This window comes from Saccharothrix sp. AJ9571, assembly GCF_021725495.1.
GTDB lineage: Bacteria > Actinomycetota > Actinomycetes > Mycobacteriales > Pseudonocardiaceae > Amycolatopsis > Amycolatopsis magusensis.
This window is the reverse complement of the sequence record NZ_CP091382.1, coordinates 618,075-636,220: the sequence shown is the minus strand read 5'-3', so window position 1 is coordinate 636,220 and position 18,146 is coordinate 618,075. Positions and strand designations below refer to the sequence as shown.

The 18,146-nt window shown below is 69.7% G+C and carries 20 protein-coding genes; 13 read left to right on the top strand and 7 right to left on the bottom strand.

The genetic code is table 11. The annotated features are described in order from the left end of the window. Window positions 1–31: 31 nt before the first annotated feature. From L3Q67_RS02985 to L3Q67_RS02950, 8 genes are all read left to right on the top strand, one after another. Complete coding sequence (locus L3Q67_RS02985) at window positions 32–1,198, top strand: DegT/DnrJ/EryC1/StrS family aminotransferase (RefSeq protein ID WP_499188069.1); 1,167 nt, start codon at window positions 32–34, stop codon at window positions 1,196–1,198. 56 nt (window positions 1,199–1,254) lie between these two features. After that, window positions 1,255–2,307, top strand: coding sequence for a Gfo/Idh/MocA family protein (locus tag L3Q67_RS02980; RefSeq protein WP_499188068.1), 1,053 nt, complete (start codon window positions 1,255–1,257; stop codon window positions 2,305–2,307). Then, window positions 2,304–2,978 (top strand): HAD-IA family hydrolase, encoded by a 675-nt coding sequence (locus L3Q67_RS02975; RefSeq protein WP_499188067.1) that lies wholly within the window; start codon window positions 2,304–2,306, stop codon window positions 2,976–2,978. Before L3Q67_RS02980 ends, L3Q67_RS02975 begins: the two co-directional genes overlap by 4 nt. Continuing rightward, entirely contained in the window at window positions 2,978–4,003 is a 1,026-nt protein-coding gene (locus tag L3Q67_RS02970; protein ID WP_499188066.1) for a 3-dehydroquinate synthase family protein, read from the top strand. The genes L3Q67_RS02975 and L3Q67_RS02970 overlap by 1 nt, the downstream gene beginning before the upstream one ends. 54 nt (window positions 4,004–4,057) lie before the next feature. Beyond that, window positions 4,058–5,476 carry an alpha/beta hydrolase gene (locus tag L3Q67_RS02965; protein WP_499188065.1) on the top strand — a complete coding sequence of 473 codons (1,419 nt, stop codon included), beginning with the start codon at window positions 4,058–4,060 and terminating at the stop codon, window positions 5,474–5,476. A 34-nt stretch (window positions 5,477–5,510) separates the two neighbouring features. After that, a complete protein-coding gene (locus tag L3Q67_RS02960) occupies window positions 5,511–6,404 on the top strand; it encodes an NAD(P)-dependent oxidoreductase (protein WP_499188064.1) in 894 nt (297 codons plus the stop codon). Next, window positions 6,401–6,832: a PPOX class F420-dependent oxidoreductase gene (locus L3Q67_RS02955; RefSeq protein WP_499188063.1), complete on the top strand. Its 432-nt coding sequence runs from the start codon at window positions 6,401–6,403 to the stop codon at window positions 6,830–6,832. The genes L3Q67_RS02960 and L3Q67_RS02955 overlap by 4 nt, the downstream gene beginning before the upstream one ends. 81 nt (window positions 6,833–6,913) lie before the next feature. Further along, on the top strand, window positions 6,914–7,450 hold the full coding sequence (locus L3Q67_RS02950; protein ID WP_499188062.1) for a carboxymuconolactone decarboxylase family protein: 537 nt from the start codon (window positions 6,914–6,916) through the stop codon (window positions 7,448–7,450). Between the two features lie 46 nt (window positions 7,451–7,496). Here the strand turns inward: L3Q67_RS02950 and htpG are convergent, their stop codons facing one another. Both htpG and L3Q67_RS02940 read right to left on the bottom strand, forming a co-directional pair. Further along, window positions 7,497–9,299, bottom strand: a complete 1,803-nt coding sequence (gene htpG, locus L3Q67_RS02945; protein ID WP_499191416.1) for an Hsp90 family chaperone protein — start codon at window positions 9,297–9,299, stop codon at window positions 7,497–7,499. 103 nt (window positions 9,300–9,402) lie between these two features. Further along, complete coding sequence (locus L3Q67_RS02940; RefSeq protein ID WP_499188061.1) at window positions 9,403–10,371, bottom strand: LLM class F420-dependent oxidoreductase; 969 nt, start codon at window positions 10,369–10,371, stop codon at window positions 9,403–9,405. Window positions 10,372–10,475: 104 nt separating this feature from the next. Here L3Q67_RS02940 and L3Q67_RS02935 point away from each other — a divergent pair, with 104 nt between their 5' ends. The 3 genes from L3Q67_RS02935 (at window position 10,476) to L3Q67_RS02925 (ending at window position 12,172) form a co-directional block, all read left to right on the top strand. Continuing rightward, a complete protein-coding gene (locus L3Q67_RS02935; RefSeq protein ID WP_499188060.1) occupies window positions 10,476–10,691 on the top strand; it encodes a three-helix bundle dimerization domain-containing protein in 216 nt (71 codons plus the stop codon). After that, the gene (locus L3Q67_RS02930) at window positions 10,681–11,631 is read left to right on the top strand and encodes a nucleoside hydrolase (RefSeq protein WP_499188059.1); all 951 of its coding nucleotides are present in this window, start codon (window positions 10,681–10,683) and stop codon (window positions 11,629–11,631) included. Before L3Q67_RS02935 ends, L3Q67_RS02930 begins: the two co-directional genes overlap by 11 nt. Before the next feature lie 304 nt (window positions 11,632–11,935). Next, on the top strand, window positions 11,936–12,172 hold the full coding sequence (locus tag L3Q67_RS02925; protein ID WP_499188058.1) for a hypothetical protein: 237 nt from the start codon (window positions 11,936–11,938) through the stop codon (window positions 12,170–12,172). Window positions 12,173–12,304: 132 nt separating this feature from the next. Here L3Q67_RS02925 and L3Q67_RS02920 read toward each other — a convergent pair whose 3' ends face one another. The 5 genes from L3Q67_RS02920 to L3Q67_RS02900 all read right to left on the bottom strand — a co-directional run bounded on the left by L3Q67_RS02920 (window position 12,305) and on the right by L3Q67_RS02900 (window position 16,724). Continuing rightward, window positions 12,305–12,895, bottom strand: coding sequence for an HAD family hydrolase (locus tag L3Q67_RS02920; protein WP_499188057.1), 591 nt, complete (start codon window positions 12,893–12,895; stop codon window positions 12,305–12,307). Then, entirely contained in the window at window positions 12,886–13,926 is a 1,041-nt protein-coding gene (locus tag L3Q67_RS02915) for an LLM class oxidoreductase (protein ID WP_499188056.1), read from the bottom strand. Before L3Q67_RS02915 ends, L3Q67_RS02920 begins: the two co-directional genes overlap by 10 nt. A gap of 11 nt (window positions 13,927–13,937) precedes the next feature. Next, window positions 13,938–14,645 carry a response regulator transcription factor gene (locus tag L3Q67_RS02910; protein ID WP_499188055.1) on the bottom strand — a complete coding sequence of 236 codons (708 nt, stop codon included), beginning with the start codon at window positions 14,643–14,645 and terminating at the stop codon, window positions 13,938–13,940. 272 nt (window positions 14,646–14,917) lie between these two features. Further along, a complete protein-coding gene (locus L3Q67_RS02905) occupies window positions 14,918–15,733 on the bottom strand; it encodes an ABC transporter permease (RefSeq protein ID WP_499188054.1) in 816 nt (271 codons plus the stop codon). A 19-nt stretch (window positions 15,734–15,752) separates the two neighbouring features. Next, on the bottom strand, window positions 15,753–16,724 hold the full coding sequence (locus L3Q67_RS02900; protein ID WP_499188053.1) for a DrrA family ABC transporter ATP-binding protein: 972 nt from the start codon (window positions 16,722–16,724) through the stop codon (window positions 15,753–15,755). 83 nt (window positions 16,725–16,807) lie between these two features. Between L3Q67_RS02900 and L3Q67_RS02895 the strand changes: the two genes are divergently transcribed. Next, entirely contained in the window at window positions 16,808–17,320 is a 513-nt protein-coding gene (locus L3Q67_RS02895) for a MarR family winged helix-turn-helix transcriptional regulator (RefSeq protein WP_499188052.1), read from the top strand. 144 nt (window positions 17,321–17,464) lie between these two features. Further along, complete coding sequence (locus L3Q67_RS02890) at window positions 17,465–18,136, top strand: acetate uptake transporter family protein (protein WP_499188051.1); 672 nt, start codon at window positions 17,465–17,467, stop codon at window positions 18,134–18,136. Window positions 18,137–18,146: the final 10 nt, after the last annotated feature.

Below are 18,146 nucleotides of genomic sequence, written 5' to 3'. Positions count from 1 at the left end.
CACCAAAGCCGACCCGAACCGGAGTAGCCCGATGAATGCTCGTCCGACCCCTGCCCCCCAATACCCGGCGTGGCCGCAGTTCGACGACGGCGAACGCGACGGCCTCCTGCGTGCGCTCGAACAAGACGGCTGGTGGCGCATGGGCGGGAAGGAGGTGGACACCTTCGAGCAGGAGTTCGCCGACTACCACGGCGCCCCGCACGCGCTCGCCGTCACCAACGGCACGCACGCGCTGGAACTCGCGCTCGAGGTCCTCGGTGTCGGCCCGGACACCGAGGTTCTGGTGCCCGCCTTCACCTTCATCTCCTCCTCGCAGGCCGTGCAGCGCCTCGGCGGCACCGCGATCCCGGTGGACGTCGACCCGTACACCTACTGCATCGACGCGAGCGCCGCGGCCGAACTGATCACCACCCGCACCCGTGCGATCATGCCGGTGCACATGGCAGGCCACATGTCCGACATGGACGGTCTGGCCAAGATCGCCAACGACGCCGGGGTGGCGATCATCCAGGACGCCGCGCACGCGCACGGCGCCACCTGGCAGGGCAAGCGCGTCGGCGAACTGGGTTCCATCGCCGCGTTCAGCTTCCAGAACGGCAAGCTGATGACCGCCGGTGAAGGCGGCGCGGTCACCTTCCCCGACTCCGAGTCCTACGAGCAGGCGTTCCTGCGCCACAGCTGCGGCCGCCCGCGCACCGACCGCCGCTACCTGCACCAGACCTCCGGTTCGAACTTCCGGATGAACGAGTTCACCGCCGCCGTGCTGCGGGCGCAGCTGGCCCGTCTCGACAGCCAGATCGACACCCGCGAAGAGCGCTGGCGCCTGCTGGGCGGACTGCTGGGCGAGATCCCCGGCGTGGTCGCGCAGTCGCGGGACGAGCGCTGCGAACGCAATCCGCACTACATGGCGATGATCCGCATCCCGGGCATCACCGAGGAGCAGCGCAACGAACTGGTCGACGCGCTGATCGAGCGCGGCGTGCCCGCGTTCGCCGCCTTCCGCGCGATCTACCGCGTCGACGGCTTCTGGGAGAAGGGCGCGCCCGCGGAAACGGTCGAGGAGATCGCCGCGCGCTGCCCGGTCACCGAAGAGCTCTACCGCGACTGCGTGTGGCTGCACCACCGGACCCTGCTGGGTACCGAGCAGCAGATGCACGACACCGCCGCCATCGTCGCCGAAGTGCTGGCCGCGCGATGAACTCCTCGTCTTTCGCGGGGGTTCGGGGGTCGTCCCCCGGGCGATACAACGTCGCGGTGGTCGGCCTCGGCTGGGCGGGGCGGTCGATCTGGCTGCCCCGCCTGCTGGCCCACCCCGCCTTCGAAGTGGTCGCCGCGGTCGATCCCGAGGCGGTCATCCGCAGCACCGTGCGCCGCGAAGCCGGCGAAGACCTCCGCCTGCTGTCCAGTGTGGACGAACTGAAGAACATCCCGGTCGACCTGGCCGTGGTCGCGGTGCCGAACCACCTGCACCACGACGTGGCCAAGGGCCTGCTGCTCGACGGGGTCTCGGTGTTCCTGGAGAAGCCGGTCTGCCTGTCCACCGCGGAGGTCGACTCGCTGGCCGCCGCCGAGCGCGCCGGGCGGGCGACCCTGCTCGCGGGCAGCGCGGCCAACTTCCGCGCCGACATCCTCGCCCTGCACGACCTGCGCAAGGAACTCGGCCACATCCGGCACATCGAGCTGAGCTGGATCCGTGCCCGCGGGGTCCCCTCCGGCGACGGCTGGTTCACCGATCGCCGCTACGCCGGTGGCGGCGCGCTGGTCGACCTCGGCTGGCACCTGCTCGACGTGGCCGGGCCGCTGCTCGGGGACGCCGAGATCGACCAGGTCATCGGCTCGGTGTCCGCCGACTTCGTGAACGACAGCTCGCGGGGCGCGGTGTGGCGCCACGACGCGGGTGCCGGTGCCACCGGCGACGTCGAGGACACCGCGAACGCCTTCCTGGTCACCGACGACGGCACCTCGGTGCTGGTCCGCGCGAGCTGGGCGTCGCACGAGGAACGCGACGTGACCAGCGTGACCGTGCACGGCAGCGAGGGCACCGCCCGGCTGCGCTGCACCTTCGGCTTCAGCCCGAACCGCGAGGACGGGCCGGTGCTGAGCCTGACCTGCGACGGCGAAACCGTGGTGCTGCCGGTGCCCGACGAGCCGATCGGCTCGGAGTACGACCGGCAGCTCAACGAACTGCCCGGCCTGCTGGCGGACCCGGCGGCGCAGGGCAGGGCGATCGAGGACGCCCGCAAGACCGTGCGGGTGATCGAAGGCGTGTACGGCTCGGTGCGGCGCCTCACCAGGAGGTCGGCATGACGATGCAGCTCAACCGGCCGCTCGGGGTGGTCTTCGACCTCGACGGCGTGATCGTGGACAGCTTCGCGGTGATGCGCCAGGCCTTCGACCTGGCCTACGCCGAGGTCGTCGGCGAGGGGCACCCGCCGTTCGAGGAGTACAACAAGCACCTCGGCCGGTACTTCCCGGACATCATGCGGATCATGGGCCTGCCGCTGGCGATGGAGGAGCCGTTCGTCCGCGAGAGCTACCGGCTCGCCGGCGAGGTCGAGGTGCACGATGGGGTGCGCGACACGATCGCCACCCTGCGCGAGCGCGGGCACCGGATCGCGGTGGCCACCGGCAAGAGCGGGCCGCGTGCCCGGTCGCTCCTGACCACCCTCGGCCTGATCGACCTGTTCGACGTGGTGATCGGCTCGGACGAGATCGCCCACCCGAAGCCCGCCCCGGACATCGTGCTGCACGCGATGGACGTGCTCGACGTGCCGGCGGACCGGTCGATGATGATCGGCGACGCGGTCACCGACCTGCAGAGCGCGCAGGCCGCCGGGGTCACCGCCATCGCCGCGGTGTGGGGCTGCGAAGGCAACACCGCCGACCTGCTGGCCGCGGGGCCGGACGTGGTGCTGGAACGTCCGGAGGAACTGCTCGCCCTGTGCCCGTCCGCGGTCGCGGTGGAGGCGAGTGCCTAATGTCGCAGCGGATCGACGTCGACCTCGGTGACCGGTCGTACCCGGTGCACGTCGGCGCGGGAACCCGGCACCTGCTCGGTGGTGTGCTCGCCGGCCTGGGGGTTCGGCGAGCCGCCATCGTGTCGGCCCGGCCGGCCGAATCGCTGCCGGATCCCGGGGTCGAGTCGATCGTGCTGACCGGCCAGGAGGGCGAAGACGACAAGACACTGGCGACGGTGGAGGACCTCTGCCGCCGGTTCGCCGGGTTCGGCCTGACGCGCTCGGACGCGGTGGTGTCGTGTGGTGGCGGCACGCTGACCGACGTCGCCGGGCTGGCCGCGGCGCTGTACCACCGCGGGATCCCGGTGGTGCACCTGCCGACTTCGCTGCTGGCGCAGGTGGACGCGAGTGTGGGCGGCAAGACCGCGGTGAACCTGCCGGAGGGCAAGAACCTCGTCGGCGCGTACTGGCAGCCCGCCGCCGTCCTGTGCGACACGGACTTCCTGGAGACGCTGCCGCGACGCGAGTGGATCAACGGCTACGGCGAGATCGCCCGCGCGCACTTCATCGGCGCGGGGGAGTTGCGATCGCTGCCGCTGGCCGACCAGATCGCCGCGAGCGTGCGCCGCAAGGCCGAGATCGTGTCCCAGGACGAACGCGACTCCGGGCTGCGGCACATCCTGAACTACGGGCACACCCTCGGGCACGCGCTGGAACGGGCCACCGATTTCCGGCTGCGGCACGGGGAAGCCGTCGCGATCGGCACGGTGTTCGCCGGACGGCTGGCCGGCGCACTCGGCCGGATCGACCAGGACCGCGTGGACGAACACCTCGAAGTGGTGCTCTCATACGGCTGCCCGTCGGAGTTGCCACCCGGGATGGACCTGGCCGAGCTGGTCCGCTTGATGACCTTGGACAAGAAGGCGACCTCGGGCCTGGCGTTCACGCTCGACGGCCCGAACGGCGCCGAACTGGTCCGCGATGTGCCCGAGGACGTGGTGCTGGACGTGCTGCGGCAGATGCCGGTGGGGCCCGCCCTACCGTAAACCCTGTGGCTGGCCCGGTGGGCTCGGCGCGGGCGCCGGGCCAGGGTTGGGCCCATGAGAATGGTTTTGCTCAGCGCCTTGTGCCTGGTGGGTCTGGCGGTTCCGGTGACGGCTGCGGGTGCGTCGCCGCCCGGGCCCCTGCGGTGGGAGCCGTGCCCGGTCGCCGGTAGTGCCGAACCGCAGGAGTGCGCCACGCTGCGGGTTCCGCTGGACTACCGGAAGCCCCACGGCAAGGAAATCGACGTCCGGGTGTCGCGCATCCCGGCGAAGCGGCCGGACGCGCGGCACGGCGTGCTGCTGCTCATCCCCGGCGGGCCGGGGAGTTCCGGCCTGAATCGTCCCTCTACTTTGGACCTACCGGCCGAGCTGCGCGAGCGGTTCGACGTGGTGGGCTTCGACCCGCGCGGGGTCGGCAAGAGCACGCCGATCAGCTGCGCGTTGTCGCCCGAGGACAACGGCCGCACGATGCCGTGGCCGGCGCCCGACGGCGGTATCGACGCCAATGTCGCGCAGGGCAAGCGGGTCGCCGACGCCTGCCGGCGCAACGGCGGCGAGGTCCTGCCGCACATCAGCACGAAGAACGAGGTGCGTGACCTCGACCGCCTGCGCCAGGCGCTCGGGGAGCGGAAGCTCTCGTACTGGGGCCTTTCGTACGGCACCTACGTCGGCGCGGTCTACGCGACGATGTTCCCGCAGCACACCGACCGGGTGGTGCTGGACAGCACCGGCGACCCGCGCACGGTGGCCCGCGGCTGGCTGGCGAACTACCAGATCGGCGTCGAGGACCGGTTCCCCGATTTCGCGCGCTGGGCGGCGGATCCGGCCAACGCACTGCGCCTGGCCGACGATCCGGCGGCCATCCGCCCGCTGTTCCTGGACCTCGCCGCGCGACTGGACCGCACGCCGCTCCCCGGCCTGACCGGCAACGGACTGCGGGAAGCGCTGCTGCGGAACCTGTACACCGACAAGGGTTTCGAGCCGCTCGCCAAGCTGATGATCGCGGCCAGGGACGGCTCGCCCGTTCCTCCGCAGCCGCAGCCGCCCGAGGACGTGCTGCAGAACAACAGCGCGATGGCCGTCTCGACGGTGTGCAACGACGTCGACTGGCCGGGTTCGGTGAAGGCACACGAACGCGCTGTCGCCGAGAGCCGCGAACGGTATCCGCTGACCGGCGGCATGCCGGTGAACATCACGCCGTGCTCGTTCTGGCCGTTCGAGCCGGTGAAGCCGGTGCGGATCAGCGACGACGGGCCGTCGAACGTGCTGATGGTGCAGAACACCCGCGACCCGTCGACCCCGCTCGCCGGTGCGCGGGAGATGCGCCGGGCGCTGGGCGACCGGGCGCGCATGGTCACCGTGGACTCCGGCGGGCACGGCGCCTACCGCGCCAACGGCAACGCCTGCGGCGACGACACCGTGACCCGCTACCTGCTCACCGGGCAGCTCCAGGAATCGGACAGCTTCTGCCCTTGACCTTCATACCGGTGTGAAGGTTCACGATGGCTCCATGACCACCAAGAACTCCACGCACCCGGTGACAGTGCTCGGCCTCGGACTGATGGGCCGGGCACTGGCCGGGGCGTTCCTGCGTGACGGGCACCCCACGACCGTGTGGAACCGCACGGCGGCCAAGGCGGACGACCTGGTCGCCGAGGGCGCCACGCTCGCCGGTTCGCTCCAGGACGCCCTCACCGCCAACCCGCTCATCGTCGTCTGCGTCTCCGATTACGAAGCCCTGCACGCACTGCTCGACCCGCACGGTGACATGCTCGAAGGCCGCGTGCTGGTGAACCTCACCTCCGGCACCTCGGAGCAGGCCCGCGAGACCGCCACCTGGGCGGCCGGGCTCGGCGCCACCTACCTCGACGGCGTGATCCTGGCCGTGCCCCAGGCCATCGCCACGCCCGACGCCGTCCTGCTCCACAGTGGCCCGGCGGAGGCCTTCGAGCAGTACGAACCGGTGCTGCGCAGTCTCGGCCCGACCACGCACCTCGGCACCGACCACGGCCTGTCGGCCCTGCACGACGTCGCCGTGCTCGGGCTGATGTGGAGCGTGCTGAACGGCTTCCTGCAGGGTGCCGCCCTGCTCGGCAGCGCGGGGGTGCCCGCCTCGGCGTTCGCCGACCTGGCCACGCGGATGGCCGCCACCGTCGCCGACTGGACCCCCGGTTACGCGAAGCAGATCGACGAGGGCGCCTACCCCGCGTACGACTCCACGATCGACACCCACCTGGCCGCCATGGACCACCTCGTGCACGAGAGCGAGGCGCTCGGGATCAACGCGGAACTGCCGAAGTCGATCAAGGCGTTCGCCGACCGCGCCATCGCGGCGGGCCGCGGCGGTGACGGATACGCTGCCATGATCGAAGTGTTCCGCACACCGTCGGAGGTGGGGGCTTGAACGCCGACCCGTACGACCCGCGCGACCTGCTCGCCGAGAGCAAGATCGGGGTGCTCGCGACGATCAAGTCCGACGGTCTCCCGCAGCTTTCGCCGGTCACGCCGTACTACGACCGCGAGGCCGACATCGTCTACGTCTCGCTGGCCGAGGCGCGGGCCAAGACGAAGAACCTGCGCCGGGACCCGCGGGCCGCGCTGGAGGTCACCAGTGCCGACGGCTGGACGTGGGCGACCGCCGAAGGCCCGGTGACGCTCGTCGGGCCGGGCACCGACCCGCGGGGCCCGGAGGTCGAAGCGCTGGTCGAGTACTACCGCAAGGCCGCGGGCGAGCACCCCGACTGGGACGAGTACCGGTCGGTGATGGTCTCCGACCGCCGGGTGCTGATGAAGCTGGCGGTGAACCGCGTCTACGGCGAGAAGCTGAGGTGATCTCCGGACGCTTGATTCGAGTCCGGCGCGTGCGGCCGGCCCTAGGGTGATCGGCGAGTTCCGCCGACACCAGGAGGACCGTTGCCGCACATCGAACTCGATCCCCAGCTCCCCGGTATCCGCGCGTTGTTCGCCTTCCGCCCGGAAACGGCGGATCCGCTCGGGCGCCTCGCCGAGGCACTCCTGCGCGGGCCGAACAGCCTGTCCGTCGGTGAGCGCGAGCTGATCGCGGCGGTGGTGTCCAAGGGGAACGACTGCACGTTCTGCTCGTCGGGCCACGGCGCGGTGGCCGCGGCCGCGCTCGACGGCGGGTTCGGCGTGGTCGAGGCGGCCTGGCGAAGTGTCGACGAGGCCCCGGTTCCGGCGAAGCTCAAAGCGCTGCTGCGGATCGCGCTGGCGGTCCGGGAAAGCGGCCAGGCGGTGACGACCGAGTTGGTCGAGGCAGCCCGCGCGGAGGGCGCGACCGACGTCGAGATCCACGACACCGTGCTCATCGCGGCGGCGTTCTGCATGTTCAACCGCTACGTCGACGGGCTCGCCACGGTCGCGCCGCCGGCGCAGGAGGCCTACCGGGGGATGGGGGAGCAACTGCTCGAACAGGGCTACCTGCACCTGTGACCAGGGGGCCCGGGGTGCGAGAGGCGATCGCACCCCGGGCCGCCGGTCAGATCGAACTGGCGAGCCTGCTCGCCAGCAGCCGCATGAAGCGCGGCGGGTCGCTCAGCTCGCCGCCCTCGGCCAGCAGCGCCATGCCGTAGAGGATCTCCGCGGTCTCCGCGAGCGCCGGGTCGTCCTTGCGCTCCTCGTGCGCCTTGCGCAGGCCGCTGACCAGCTCGTGGTCCGGGTTCAGCTCCAGGATCCGCTTGATCTGCGGCATCTCCTGACCCATCGCCCGGTACATCTTCTCCAGCGTCGGCGAGATGTCGTTCGCGTCACCGACGATGCAGGCGGGCGAGGTGGTCAGCCGCGAGGACAGGCGGACCTCTTTCACCTGCTCCGTCAGCGTCTCGCCCATCCAGCCCAGCAACCCGGCGAAGTCCTTCTGCCGGGCGTCGCCCTCCTTCTTCTCCTCCTCGGAGTCGAGGTCGACCTGGCCCTTGGCGATGGACTGGAACTTCTTGCCGTCGAACCCGGTGACCGACTCGACCCACATCTCGTCCACCGCGTCGGTCAGCACCAGGACCTCGTACCCCTTGGCGCGGAACGCTTCCATGTGCGGCGAGTGCTCGATCATCGAACGGGACGCGCCGGTCAGGTAGTAGATGTGCTCCTGGCCGTCCTTCATCCGCTCCACGTACTCACGCAGCGTGGTCGGCTTCTCGGCGTCGTTCGTGGAGTCGAAGGACGAGATCTCGAGCAGGGTCTCGCGGTTGTCCGCGTCGTTGACCAGGCCCTCCTTGACCGCCGGCCCGAACTCCTTCCAGAAGGTCGCGTACTTGTCCGGCTCGGTGCTCATCATCGCCTTGACCGTGCTGAGCACCTTCTTCACCAGGCGGCGGCGCATCAGCTGGATCTGGCGGTCCTGCTGCAGGATCTCGCGGGAGACGTTGAGCGAGAGGTCCTGCGCGTCCACCACACCCTTGACGAACCGCAGGTACTCCGGCATCAGCGCTTCGCAGTCGTCCATGATGAACACGCGCTTGACGTAGAGCTGCACCCCGCGCTTGCGCTCGCGCAGGTAGAGGTCGAGCGGCGCGTGCGACGGCAGGAACAGCAGCGCCTGGTACTCGAAGGTGCCTTCGGCCCGCAGCTGGATGGTCTCCAGCGGATCGGTCCAGTCGTGGCTGATGTGCTTGTAGAACTCGTGGTACTCCTGCTCGGTCGCGTCGTCCTTCGACCGGGCCCAGAGCGCCTTCATCGAGTTGAGCGTGTCGTCCCCGAACCGGACCGGCCAGGTGATGAAGTCGGAGTACCGCTGGACGATCTCCTTGAGCTTCCAGTCGGCGGTGTAGTCGTAGAGGTGGTCGTCGGCGTCCTCGGGCTTGAGGTGCAGGGTGACCGCGGTGCCCACGGGGGCGTCGGCGACCTCGTCGATGGTGTAGGTGCCTTCGCCGGTGGACTCCCAGCTGGTGCCCTGGCTCTCGCCGGCCCGCCGGGTCACCAGGGTGACCTTGTCGGCGACCATGAAGCTGGAGTAGAAGCCGACGCCGAACTGGCCGATCAGGTCGGCCGAAGCGGTCGAGTCCTTGGCCTCCTTCAGCTTGCGCAGCACCTCGGCGGTGCCCGACTTGGCGATCGTGCCGATCAGCTCGACCACGTCGTCGCGGGACATGCCGATGCCGTTGTCCCGCACGGTCAGCGTGCGGGCCTCCTTGTCGACCTCCAGCCGGATGTGCAGATCGGCCGTGTCCACGTCCAGATCCTTGTTGCGGTACGCCTCGAGCTTGAGCTTGTCGAGGGCGTCGGACGCGTTGGAGATCAGCTCGCGCAGGAAGATGTCCTTGTTCGAATAGAGCGAATGGACCATCAACTGCAGCAGCTGGCGCGATTCGGCCTGGAACTCGAGCGTTTCCACCGGATTCCTTTCGGGCTCACCAGGTTGGACTAGGAGCCCCCATTATCCGCTGCGCTCACCCCAGCTTTTCGCGCAGGGCGGGCAGCAGCTCGCGCTCGGCGAAGCCGAAGAACCCGTCCTGGTGGTCACCGCCGATCTGCACCAGCGCCACATCGGTGAACCCGGCGTCGGCGAAGCCCTTGAACGCCTCCACGATGGGCTCCACGTCCGGGCCGCACGGGATCGATCCGGCCACGTCCTCCTGCCGCACGAACTGGGTGGCCCCGGCGAACGCGGCGGTCCCCGGCAGCTCGGCGTTGACCTTCCAGCCACCGCCGAACCAGCGGAACTGCTCGTGGGCGCGCTCGACGGCGGCGCCGCGGTCCGGGTCCCAGCAGATCGGGAGCTGGCCGACCTTGCGGCCGTTCCCGCCCGTGTGCTTGTCCCAGGACCGGACCAGCTCGGCCTTCGGCTCGACGGCGATCAGCGTGTCCGCCTTGGGTGCGAACGCGGCGATCGACTGCTCACCGGAAACCGCGACGCCGATGCCGGGCTTGGTCTCGGGCAGGTCCCACAGCTTGGCGGAGTCGACGCGGTAGTGCTCGCCCGCGTAGTTGAAGTAACCGCCCTCGAACAGGCCGTTGATGATGTCGAGCGCCTCGCCGAGCATCTCGTGCCGGACGTTGACCGGGGGCCAGCCCTGGCCGACGACGTGCTCGTTGAGGTTCTCGCCGGCGCCGAGGCCGAGGGTGAACCGGCCGTCGGCGAGCAACTGCACGGTCGCCGCCTTCTGCGCCACCACGGCCGGGTGGTAGCGCATGATCGGGCAGGTCACATAGGTCATCAGCTCGACGCGTTCGGTCGACTGGGTGACCGCGCCGAGCACGCTCCAGGCGTACGGCGCGTGCCCCTGCTCGTCGAGCCACGGCGAGTAGTGGTCGCTCATCACCTCGAAGTCGAACCCGGCCCGCTCCGCTTCCCCGGCGAAGCGCACCAGCTCCTTGGGGCCGGCCTGCTCGGTCATCAGTGTGTACCCGAATCGCATGGCGAAGGCGTTCCCGTTCGGTCGCGGGTGAAACCTCGCCCCTGGCGTTCACCGGCCGTTCATACTGAGTTCAGAACCGGGGGTAACCGGTTCGGGTGACCACCATGGATGATCTACACGGAGAACAGTTGTCGACGCAGCTGCGCGCCCTGGAGGAACGGCTCTCACGGGACTATGCCGACGTCCCGGCGCGAGCCGTGCACCGGTGCGTGGTGCAGGAGGCGGGCCGGTTCGCCGGTGCCCGGGTGCTGAGCTTCATCCCGGTGCTGGTGGAACGCGCGGTCCGGCCACGGTTGGAACGGGGTTTCGTTGGTACGTAGGCTGATTCTGGACGTCGACACCGGCACCGACGACGCCGTGGCGATCATGCACGCGGCGTTGCACCCGGAGCTGGAGCTGATCGGGGTCACCACGGTCAACGGCAACGTCGGGCTCGCCAACACCACGGACAACACACTACGAGTGCTCGACGTGATCGGGCGCTCGGACGTCCCGGTGTACGCGGGCCTGGCGCACCCGATCGCCCGGCGCGGGTTCCCCGGCCAGAAGCACTACGAGCGCGACACCGCTCGTGACATGCACGGCACCTCGCTGCCACTACCCGAGGCGCGGTCCACGGCACAGGATGTCACGGCGGTGGAGTACCTGCTGGAGACCCTGCGGTCGGCGACCGAGCAGCTGACCCTGGTGCCGGTGGGTCCGCTGAGCAACATCGCGACCGTGCTGGCGATCGACCCGTCGCTGGTGGACGCGGTCGATGAGCTGGTCGTCATGGGTGGCGCGCACGCCCACGGCAACGTGACGGCCTCGGCGGAGTTCAACATCTGGGCCGACCCGGAAGCCGCCGCGATGGTCTTCACCGCAGGCTTCGAACGGCTGACACTGGTCCCGCTGGACGCCACGCACCAAGCGCTGGTCACACGCGCGGACTGCGCGGCGATGGCGGCACTGGGCACCCCGGCAGGCGCCGCCGCCGCGGACCTGATCACCCGGCGCATCGACGCCTACCGCGCGGGCAGCGGCATCTCCGCCACCGACGCCGCTCCAGTACACGACGCCGTTTGCACGGCCTACCTGGTGCGCCCGGACATCGTCAGCACGCAGCACGTGCACGTCACCGTGGACACGGAAAGCACGCTCACGGTGGGCCGCACCGTCATGGACACCCGCCCGAACGCCACCGGCACCCCGAACGCCCACGTCGCCTTCAGCGCGAACGCCGCCACCCTGGTAGCCGAACTGACCAAAACCTTCAGCTGACGCCTTCGTGCCGGGGCCCTCACGACCCGACGCGCACCCCTGCTGCACGGAGCACCCACTCCCAGAACGGCCCCCCACCCTCCCTTGGGGGCGGCCCCTGCAGCCATCCTATCCCGTCCCACTCTCCGAAGCCGCTGGTCAGCGACGCCTCTGTGGACAACCGGCCTCCTGTGGACAGCTGGGGGACACGAATGTGGCTTTGGGGGCGGAATCCGCCCCCAAAGCCACATTCGTGTCCCCGCCGGAGGGTTTCGCCCCGCCATCGAGGTGGTAGTCGAGCGCAAGAGTGGAAGGAGGGCGCGCAATGCGTTCCGAGCAGAACGAGGGGCTCGAGCTGGGCGATCGCGACGCCTGGGCCGACGACCCGGACGTCGCCACCGGTGACACCGAAGCGCCTGCCCAGCAGTTGCAGCCGACCCAGGACGGCCTGCCCCTGGACAACGAGAGGGACGAGATCGCCGAGGACGCCGGGCGCGCTCAGGCAGCCGGGCCGGAGCAGGGCGCGTTGCACATCGAGACCGGCGAGGGGTCAGGCGCTTAGGCTCTGAACCGGTAAGTCGAGGTCGCGCTCTCCGCGCCCAGGCGGTGTCCCTGGCGGCACGGCCGAGTACGGCCAGTACGAGGCCGAATCGCCCGCACCGCCAGGAACCCCTGGATCACGAAGCGACCACGCTTACAGGACTAGCCGCTCCACGCCGTACTTCCGTTCCGCCCTGGCCAGCGCGATCTCGGCCAGCTTCGCCCGGTCCACGTGGTCCGAGCCGTAGGCGCCCGCCGACGGATCCAGGTACTGGTCCAAGCCCGTCGCCGAGAGGGTCAGGAGCGCGTTCGGCCGCAGCTTCGTCGTGATGAACGCGCCCGGTACCGTCGCGCTCCGGCGCAGGCGGGCGAAGGCGTCCGGGCACGGGCGAGGCAGCAGCCAGGGGCGTCGCTTCGCCAGTGCGCGGTACGCGGTTGTCAACGCGGGCAAATAGACAGGCAATGTCCGCCGGGCTTGGATGCGGGCGAAACCGTTCTGGCACAACAGGTCCACCGCGTACAGCGGATCCGTTTGGTCCAGCATCGGCGGTTCGTGCACCGGCCGCTTCCCGGTCACCCTGGCGAACGCGACCCGGTGCGCCTCCCGGTCCAGCCTCCGCGAGGGCAGCAGCACCAGATCCAGGTCCCACAGCACGACCCCCGGCTCGGCTTGGGGCCGCGAAGTGAGCACCGGCGAGGTCCACTCCAGCGGCAGGTCACTGACGTACGCGGTGGTCACCGACATGGCAGCCCTCCCGGTGCGTTGACCGCCAGCCGGACCTGGTCCAGGTACTCCAGCGAGGACAGGGTCAGCCGGTCCGGTACGCCGAAGTCGATCAGGCACGCCACCTCGTCCACGCCCACCTCGTACAGGTTCCGCACGAAGTCCGCGCACCGGGCGACCGAGCCGAACAACGCCGAAGACCGGAAGTACCGCTCGAAGGCGTGGTCGAGCAGGTTGCCCTGCTTGGCATCGTCGAGCTCCGGCCACTTGCTCCGCCAAAGGTCCACAGAGGACTCGAGGTACCCCAGGAACGGTTCGCGGATCGTCGAGCGCACGGCGTCGTCGGTCTCGCCGACGAAGGTGTGCAGCATGACCGTCACCGTGCCCGCGTCCGGGTCGAATCCGGCGGCCGTCCGCGCCTCGCGGTAGGCCTCGATCCGCGGCACCAGGTCGTCGACCTCCTGGAACAGCAGCGCGGTCAGCACGTTGATCCCGCGCGCCCCGGCCTCGGCGAAGTTCCGCGGGTTCGACGAGCAGGTCAGCCACAGGTTCAGGTCCGGCTGCACCGCGCGCGGATACGTGGTGATCTCCACTTCCGCGCCCTCGCCGTTGACCCGGGTCATCGGCTTGCCCGCCCACAGGTCGCGCAGCGTGTCCAGGTGGTCGAACACGTACTCGCGCCGCCCGGCGTACCGGTCCGGTGCGAGCGCGAAGTCGTTGGCGTTCCAGCCGGTGGCCAGCGCGAGGTCCACCCGGCCGCGGGAGAGGTTGTCCACGAAGGACCAGTCCTCGACCACGGTCAGCGGATCGTGCAGCGGCAGCACCACGCTCCCGGCCCGCAGCCGGACCCGGCTGGTCGACACGGCCAGCGCCGTGGCGGCCAGCGCCGGGTTCGGGTACGCGCCGCCGAACGGGTGGAAGTGCCGCTCCGGCAACCAGAGCGCGGTGAATTCGTGCTCGTCGGCGAACCGCGCCGAATCGAGCAGCAGGTCGTATTCCTTCGGTGGATCGGTCACTTCGCGGTTGGCGAAGTAGAGCAGGCTGAAATCCATGCCGGCCCCCGTCATCTCGTGCTGGCGCCGGCCAGGCCGCCCTTGAGCGCCAGTGCCACCGCCTGCGTCCGGTTGGCGCAGTTCAGTTTCACCAGCATGCTGGCCATCACCCGCTTGACCGCGTGGTCGGAGATCTCCAGCCCGCGGGCGATCTGCTTGTTGCTCATCCCTTCCACCAGCAGCGAAAGCGCCTGCAGTTCGCGGCGGGTCAGCCGCGAGTGGTAGGTGCCGCGCGGGGTCGGCACCGCGGACGTGCCGCGCCCGGCCCGGTGCAACAGTTCGCGGGCCATCGCCGAAGGCATCGGCACCTCGTCCACCAGCAGCCGGCGCAGCGTGTCCTCCAGCACCGGGACGGTCAGGTCCGCTTCGACCAGGTAGCCGTCACCCGGCAGTTGCGCGGCGGCCGACAGTTCCGCCTCACCGGGATCGCGCATCAGCAACAGGATCTTGGTGCGCGCGCGACGCGCCTGCTCCAGCAGCGGCTCCAGCCCGGGGCCGCCCCCGAGGCCGGCCACCAGTACGTCGGGCCGGTGCGCGGCGATCAGCCGCCCGGCTTCGTCGTGGTCGGTACAGCTCAGCACGTTCCGGACGTTGGCGATCGAGTGCAGCATCGCCTCGATCCCGCGCCGCACCACCTCGTGCTGCCCAACGATGAGAATGCGGATGTCCACTCCAGCCCCAGCGATGACCGAAATGCTCTTCGAGCTCTCCTGATTCATCGGATTCACCCATTCACAACGCCTGCCCCCAAAGCAGGATTGATTTTCATTCCTACCCCCGAAGGTGTGAGAGATTTCCTCTGTTCTTCGGGTGGGCGCTGTGGTATGCAGTAATCAGGCAATCGCTCTTGGTAGCAGCTCCGCCGGAAATGTCGTCTTACCATTGTTCAACGGCGTGGGCACTCCACTCACAACAACACGTTGGCACAGCGAAAACCAAGCCCTCCCACATGATGAGCGGGAGGGCTTGGTGTGTTCGCGGGGGGATGGGGTCAGCTCATCGCGCGCCGCTGGAACTTGCGCACCGCGAGCGGCGCGCAGATCGCCACGATCACCGCGCACCAGGCGAAGGCACCCCAGCCGCGCCAGCCGAGCGGCTCGTCGAGCAGGAAGCCGCGGACCGCGTCGACGATCACCGTGATCGGCTGGTAGTCGGCGAAGACCCGCAGCCCGGCGGGCATCGACTCGGTCGGCACGAAGGCGCTGCTGGCGAAGGTCAGCGGCAGCAGCCAGATGTAGTTCGCCGACTGCGCGCCCTCGGCGTTGCGGACCATCAGCCCGATCGTCGAGGACACCCACGAGAAGGTGAGGCTGACCAGCAGCAACAGCGCGATCGCGCCGACCCAGCCGGCGATGCCCGCGGTCGGCCGGAAACCGACCACCAGCCCGATCAGCACGCCGGTGACGATGATGATCGAGTTGCGCACCACGTCGGCCAGGATGCGGCCGGTGAGCACCGCCGACGGCGCCATCGGCAGCGAGCGGAACCGGTTGACCAGCCCGCGGTGCATGTCCTCGGCCAGGCCGACGCCGGAGTTGACCGCCCCGAAGGCGACGGTCTGCACGAAGATGCCCGCCATCAGGAAGTCCGGGTAGGTCATGCCTGGCGTGCCGATCGCGCCGCCGAAGACGTAGCGGAAGAGCAGCACGAAGATGATCGGGTTGACCGTGGCGAAGATCAGCTGGTCGGGGATGCGGGGGATGTGGCGCAGGCTGCGCTTGGTCAGCACCAGGGTGTCGGTGATCGCCCACTGGAGCCGGCCGCGCTGGAGCGGGCGGACGGGGGCGAGGGATTCGGCCGTGGTCACGGTGTCTCCTCGGTCGGGCTCAGGCTTGCTGCGGTTCGGCGGGGGCGGCGTTCTTGCCGGTCAGGGTGAGGAAAACTTCGTCGAGCGTCGGTTCGCGCAGGCGCACGTCCTCGACCTCGATCTCCTGGTCGTCGAGTTCGCGGATCACCTTCGCCAGCAGGCGCGGTTCCTTGAGCGCGGGCACGGTGATCACCCCGGTTCCGGGGTGGACCTCGGCGGGCGCGGTGCTGAACCGCTCGAGCGCCTCCAGTGCGACCGTGGTCCGGCTGCCCGGCGCCAGGTGCACCTCCAGGCGCGCGCCGCCGACCTGCGTCTTCAGTGAATCCGGGGTGCCCTGTGCGACCACCGTGCCGCCGTCGATCACCACGATGTCGTCGGCCAGCTCCTCGGCTTCCTCGAGGTACTGCGTGGTCAGCAGCAGCGAGGTGCCCCCGGCGACCAGCTCGCGGACCATCTGCCAGACGGTCAGCCTGCTGTGCGGGTCGAGCCCGGTGGTCGGCTCGTCGAGGATGAGCAGCGCCGGGTTGACGATCAGGCTGGCGGCCAGGTCCAGGCGCCGCCGCATACCGCCGGAGTAGGTCTTGACCAGCCGTTTCCCGGCTTCGACGAGTTCGAAGCGGGCCAGCAGTTCGTTCGCCCGGCGCTTGGCGTCGGCCGCGCCGAGGTGGTACAGCTGGCCGATCATCTCCAGGTTCTCGTAGCCGGTGAGGTATTCGTCGAGCGCGGTGTACTGGCCGGTCAGGCCGATTTCGGAGCGCAACGCCCTGGCGTCGCGCACCACGTCCTTGCCGAGCACGGTGACCGTGCCGCGGTCGAACGGGAGCAGTGTGGAGATGATCTGCACGGTGGTGGTCTTGCCGGCGCCGTTCGGCCCGAGCAGGCCGAGCACGGTGCCGCGCCGGGCGGAGAAGCTCAGCCCGTTGACCGCCTCGACGTCGCCGTAGCGCTTGTGCAGGCCGTCGACCACCAGCGCTGGTGTCTGGTCGGACATGGCGAGCCCCTTCCTGGCTTCATTTCGTCGTGGATTTCATTGTGAACTAGTAGATAGTGAGGAAGTACACTAATATCGGGAGTATGTCCGCCCCCGCTTCCGGTCGTCAACCCGGCACCGTGCGTGACGAAGTCCCCGCCAGGGACATCGTCGCGCTCCTCTTCGACACCTCGCGCCGGCTGTGCCTGCAGTCCGACCGCCTGCTCGGCGCCACCATCGGGTTGTCAGAGGCCAGGGCCCGGCTGCTGGTCACGGTCAGTGAGCTGGAGCCCGCGCGGATGGGCAGGCTCGCCAGCGATCTCGGCGTCAGCCCGCGCTCGGTGACCAGCATGGTCGACGCGCTGGAGCGCGACGGGCTGATCACCAGGGAGCCCGATCCCGAGGACCGCCGCGCCACCCTGCTGCGGCTCACCGCGGACAGCCGCGCCCGGATGTCGCGCCTGTTCGACGCCCAGCACCGGCTCGCCGAGGACCTGCTCGCGCCGCTCGACGGGGACGACCGGGCGAACCTGCACCGGATGCTCAGCGTGCTCTGGGAGAGCGCGGGTCCGGATGGGGCGCCCCGTCCGGGGCGCGCCGACGGGGTGACGGATTGAGACGAATAGGGCGCGCCTTCGTAGCTCTCGGTTCCGTCTTCCGGCGCCCTAGCATCGGCCGCATCGAATCGAGGAACGCCGCATTGGGGGTAGCACCGGTCCGGGCCCTCCCGCGGCGATTTCCCGCGGCGGAAGGCGAACCCCATGACCACAGTGCAGGCCGAAGGAACAGTGCAGGCCGAGCCCCGGCAGGCCGGGTCACCGGTCGAGATCCCCATTCCCGAACCGGCGCCGTCGAGCAGGCCGAGTTCGGCCTACCTGGCGCTGGGTTACCTTTGTTTCTCGACGACCCTGTTCATCCTGGCGGTGTTCCACGCGGGGCTGGTGTCGTTCAACTTCATCGTCGCGGTGTTCCCGACGGCGATCTTCTTCGGTGGGGTAGCGCAGTTCATCGCCGGAATCTGGGCGTTTTCCCAGCGTAACTTCTTCGCCGCGGTCACCTTCACCTCGTTCGCCGCGTTCTGGCTCAGCTACTCGCTCTACACCTGGCTGTTCCTGCCGCAGCTGGTGGCGAACTTTGGTAATTCTGTCACTGCCGCCACCGGTAGTTTCACCCTGGCGTGGGGATTGGTGGCGCTCTTCGTCACCGTCGCCGCGCGGCGGCAGAACCGGGCGGTGTTCGGCCTCATGGTGCTGACCACGCTGATGTACTTGTTCATCACCATCGGCCAGTACGCCGTCGCGCCGCCCGTCGACCTGGTGGGCGGGGTGTTCGCGCTGGTGGCGGCCCTGCTGGGGCTCTACACCGGGGCCGCCTACCTGATCAACGGCAGCTACGGCCGGGTCGTGCTGCCGCTGGGCGAACCGCGCTCGTAAACCGATCCAC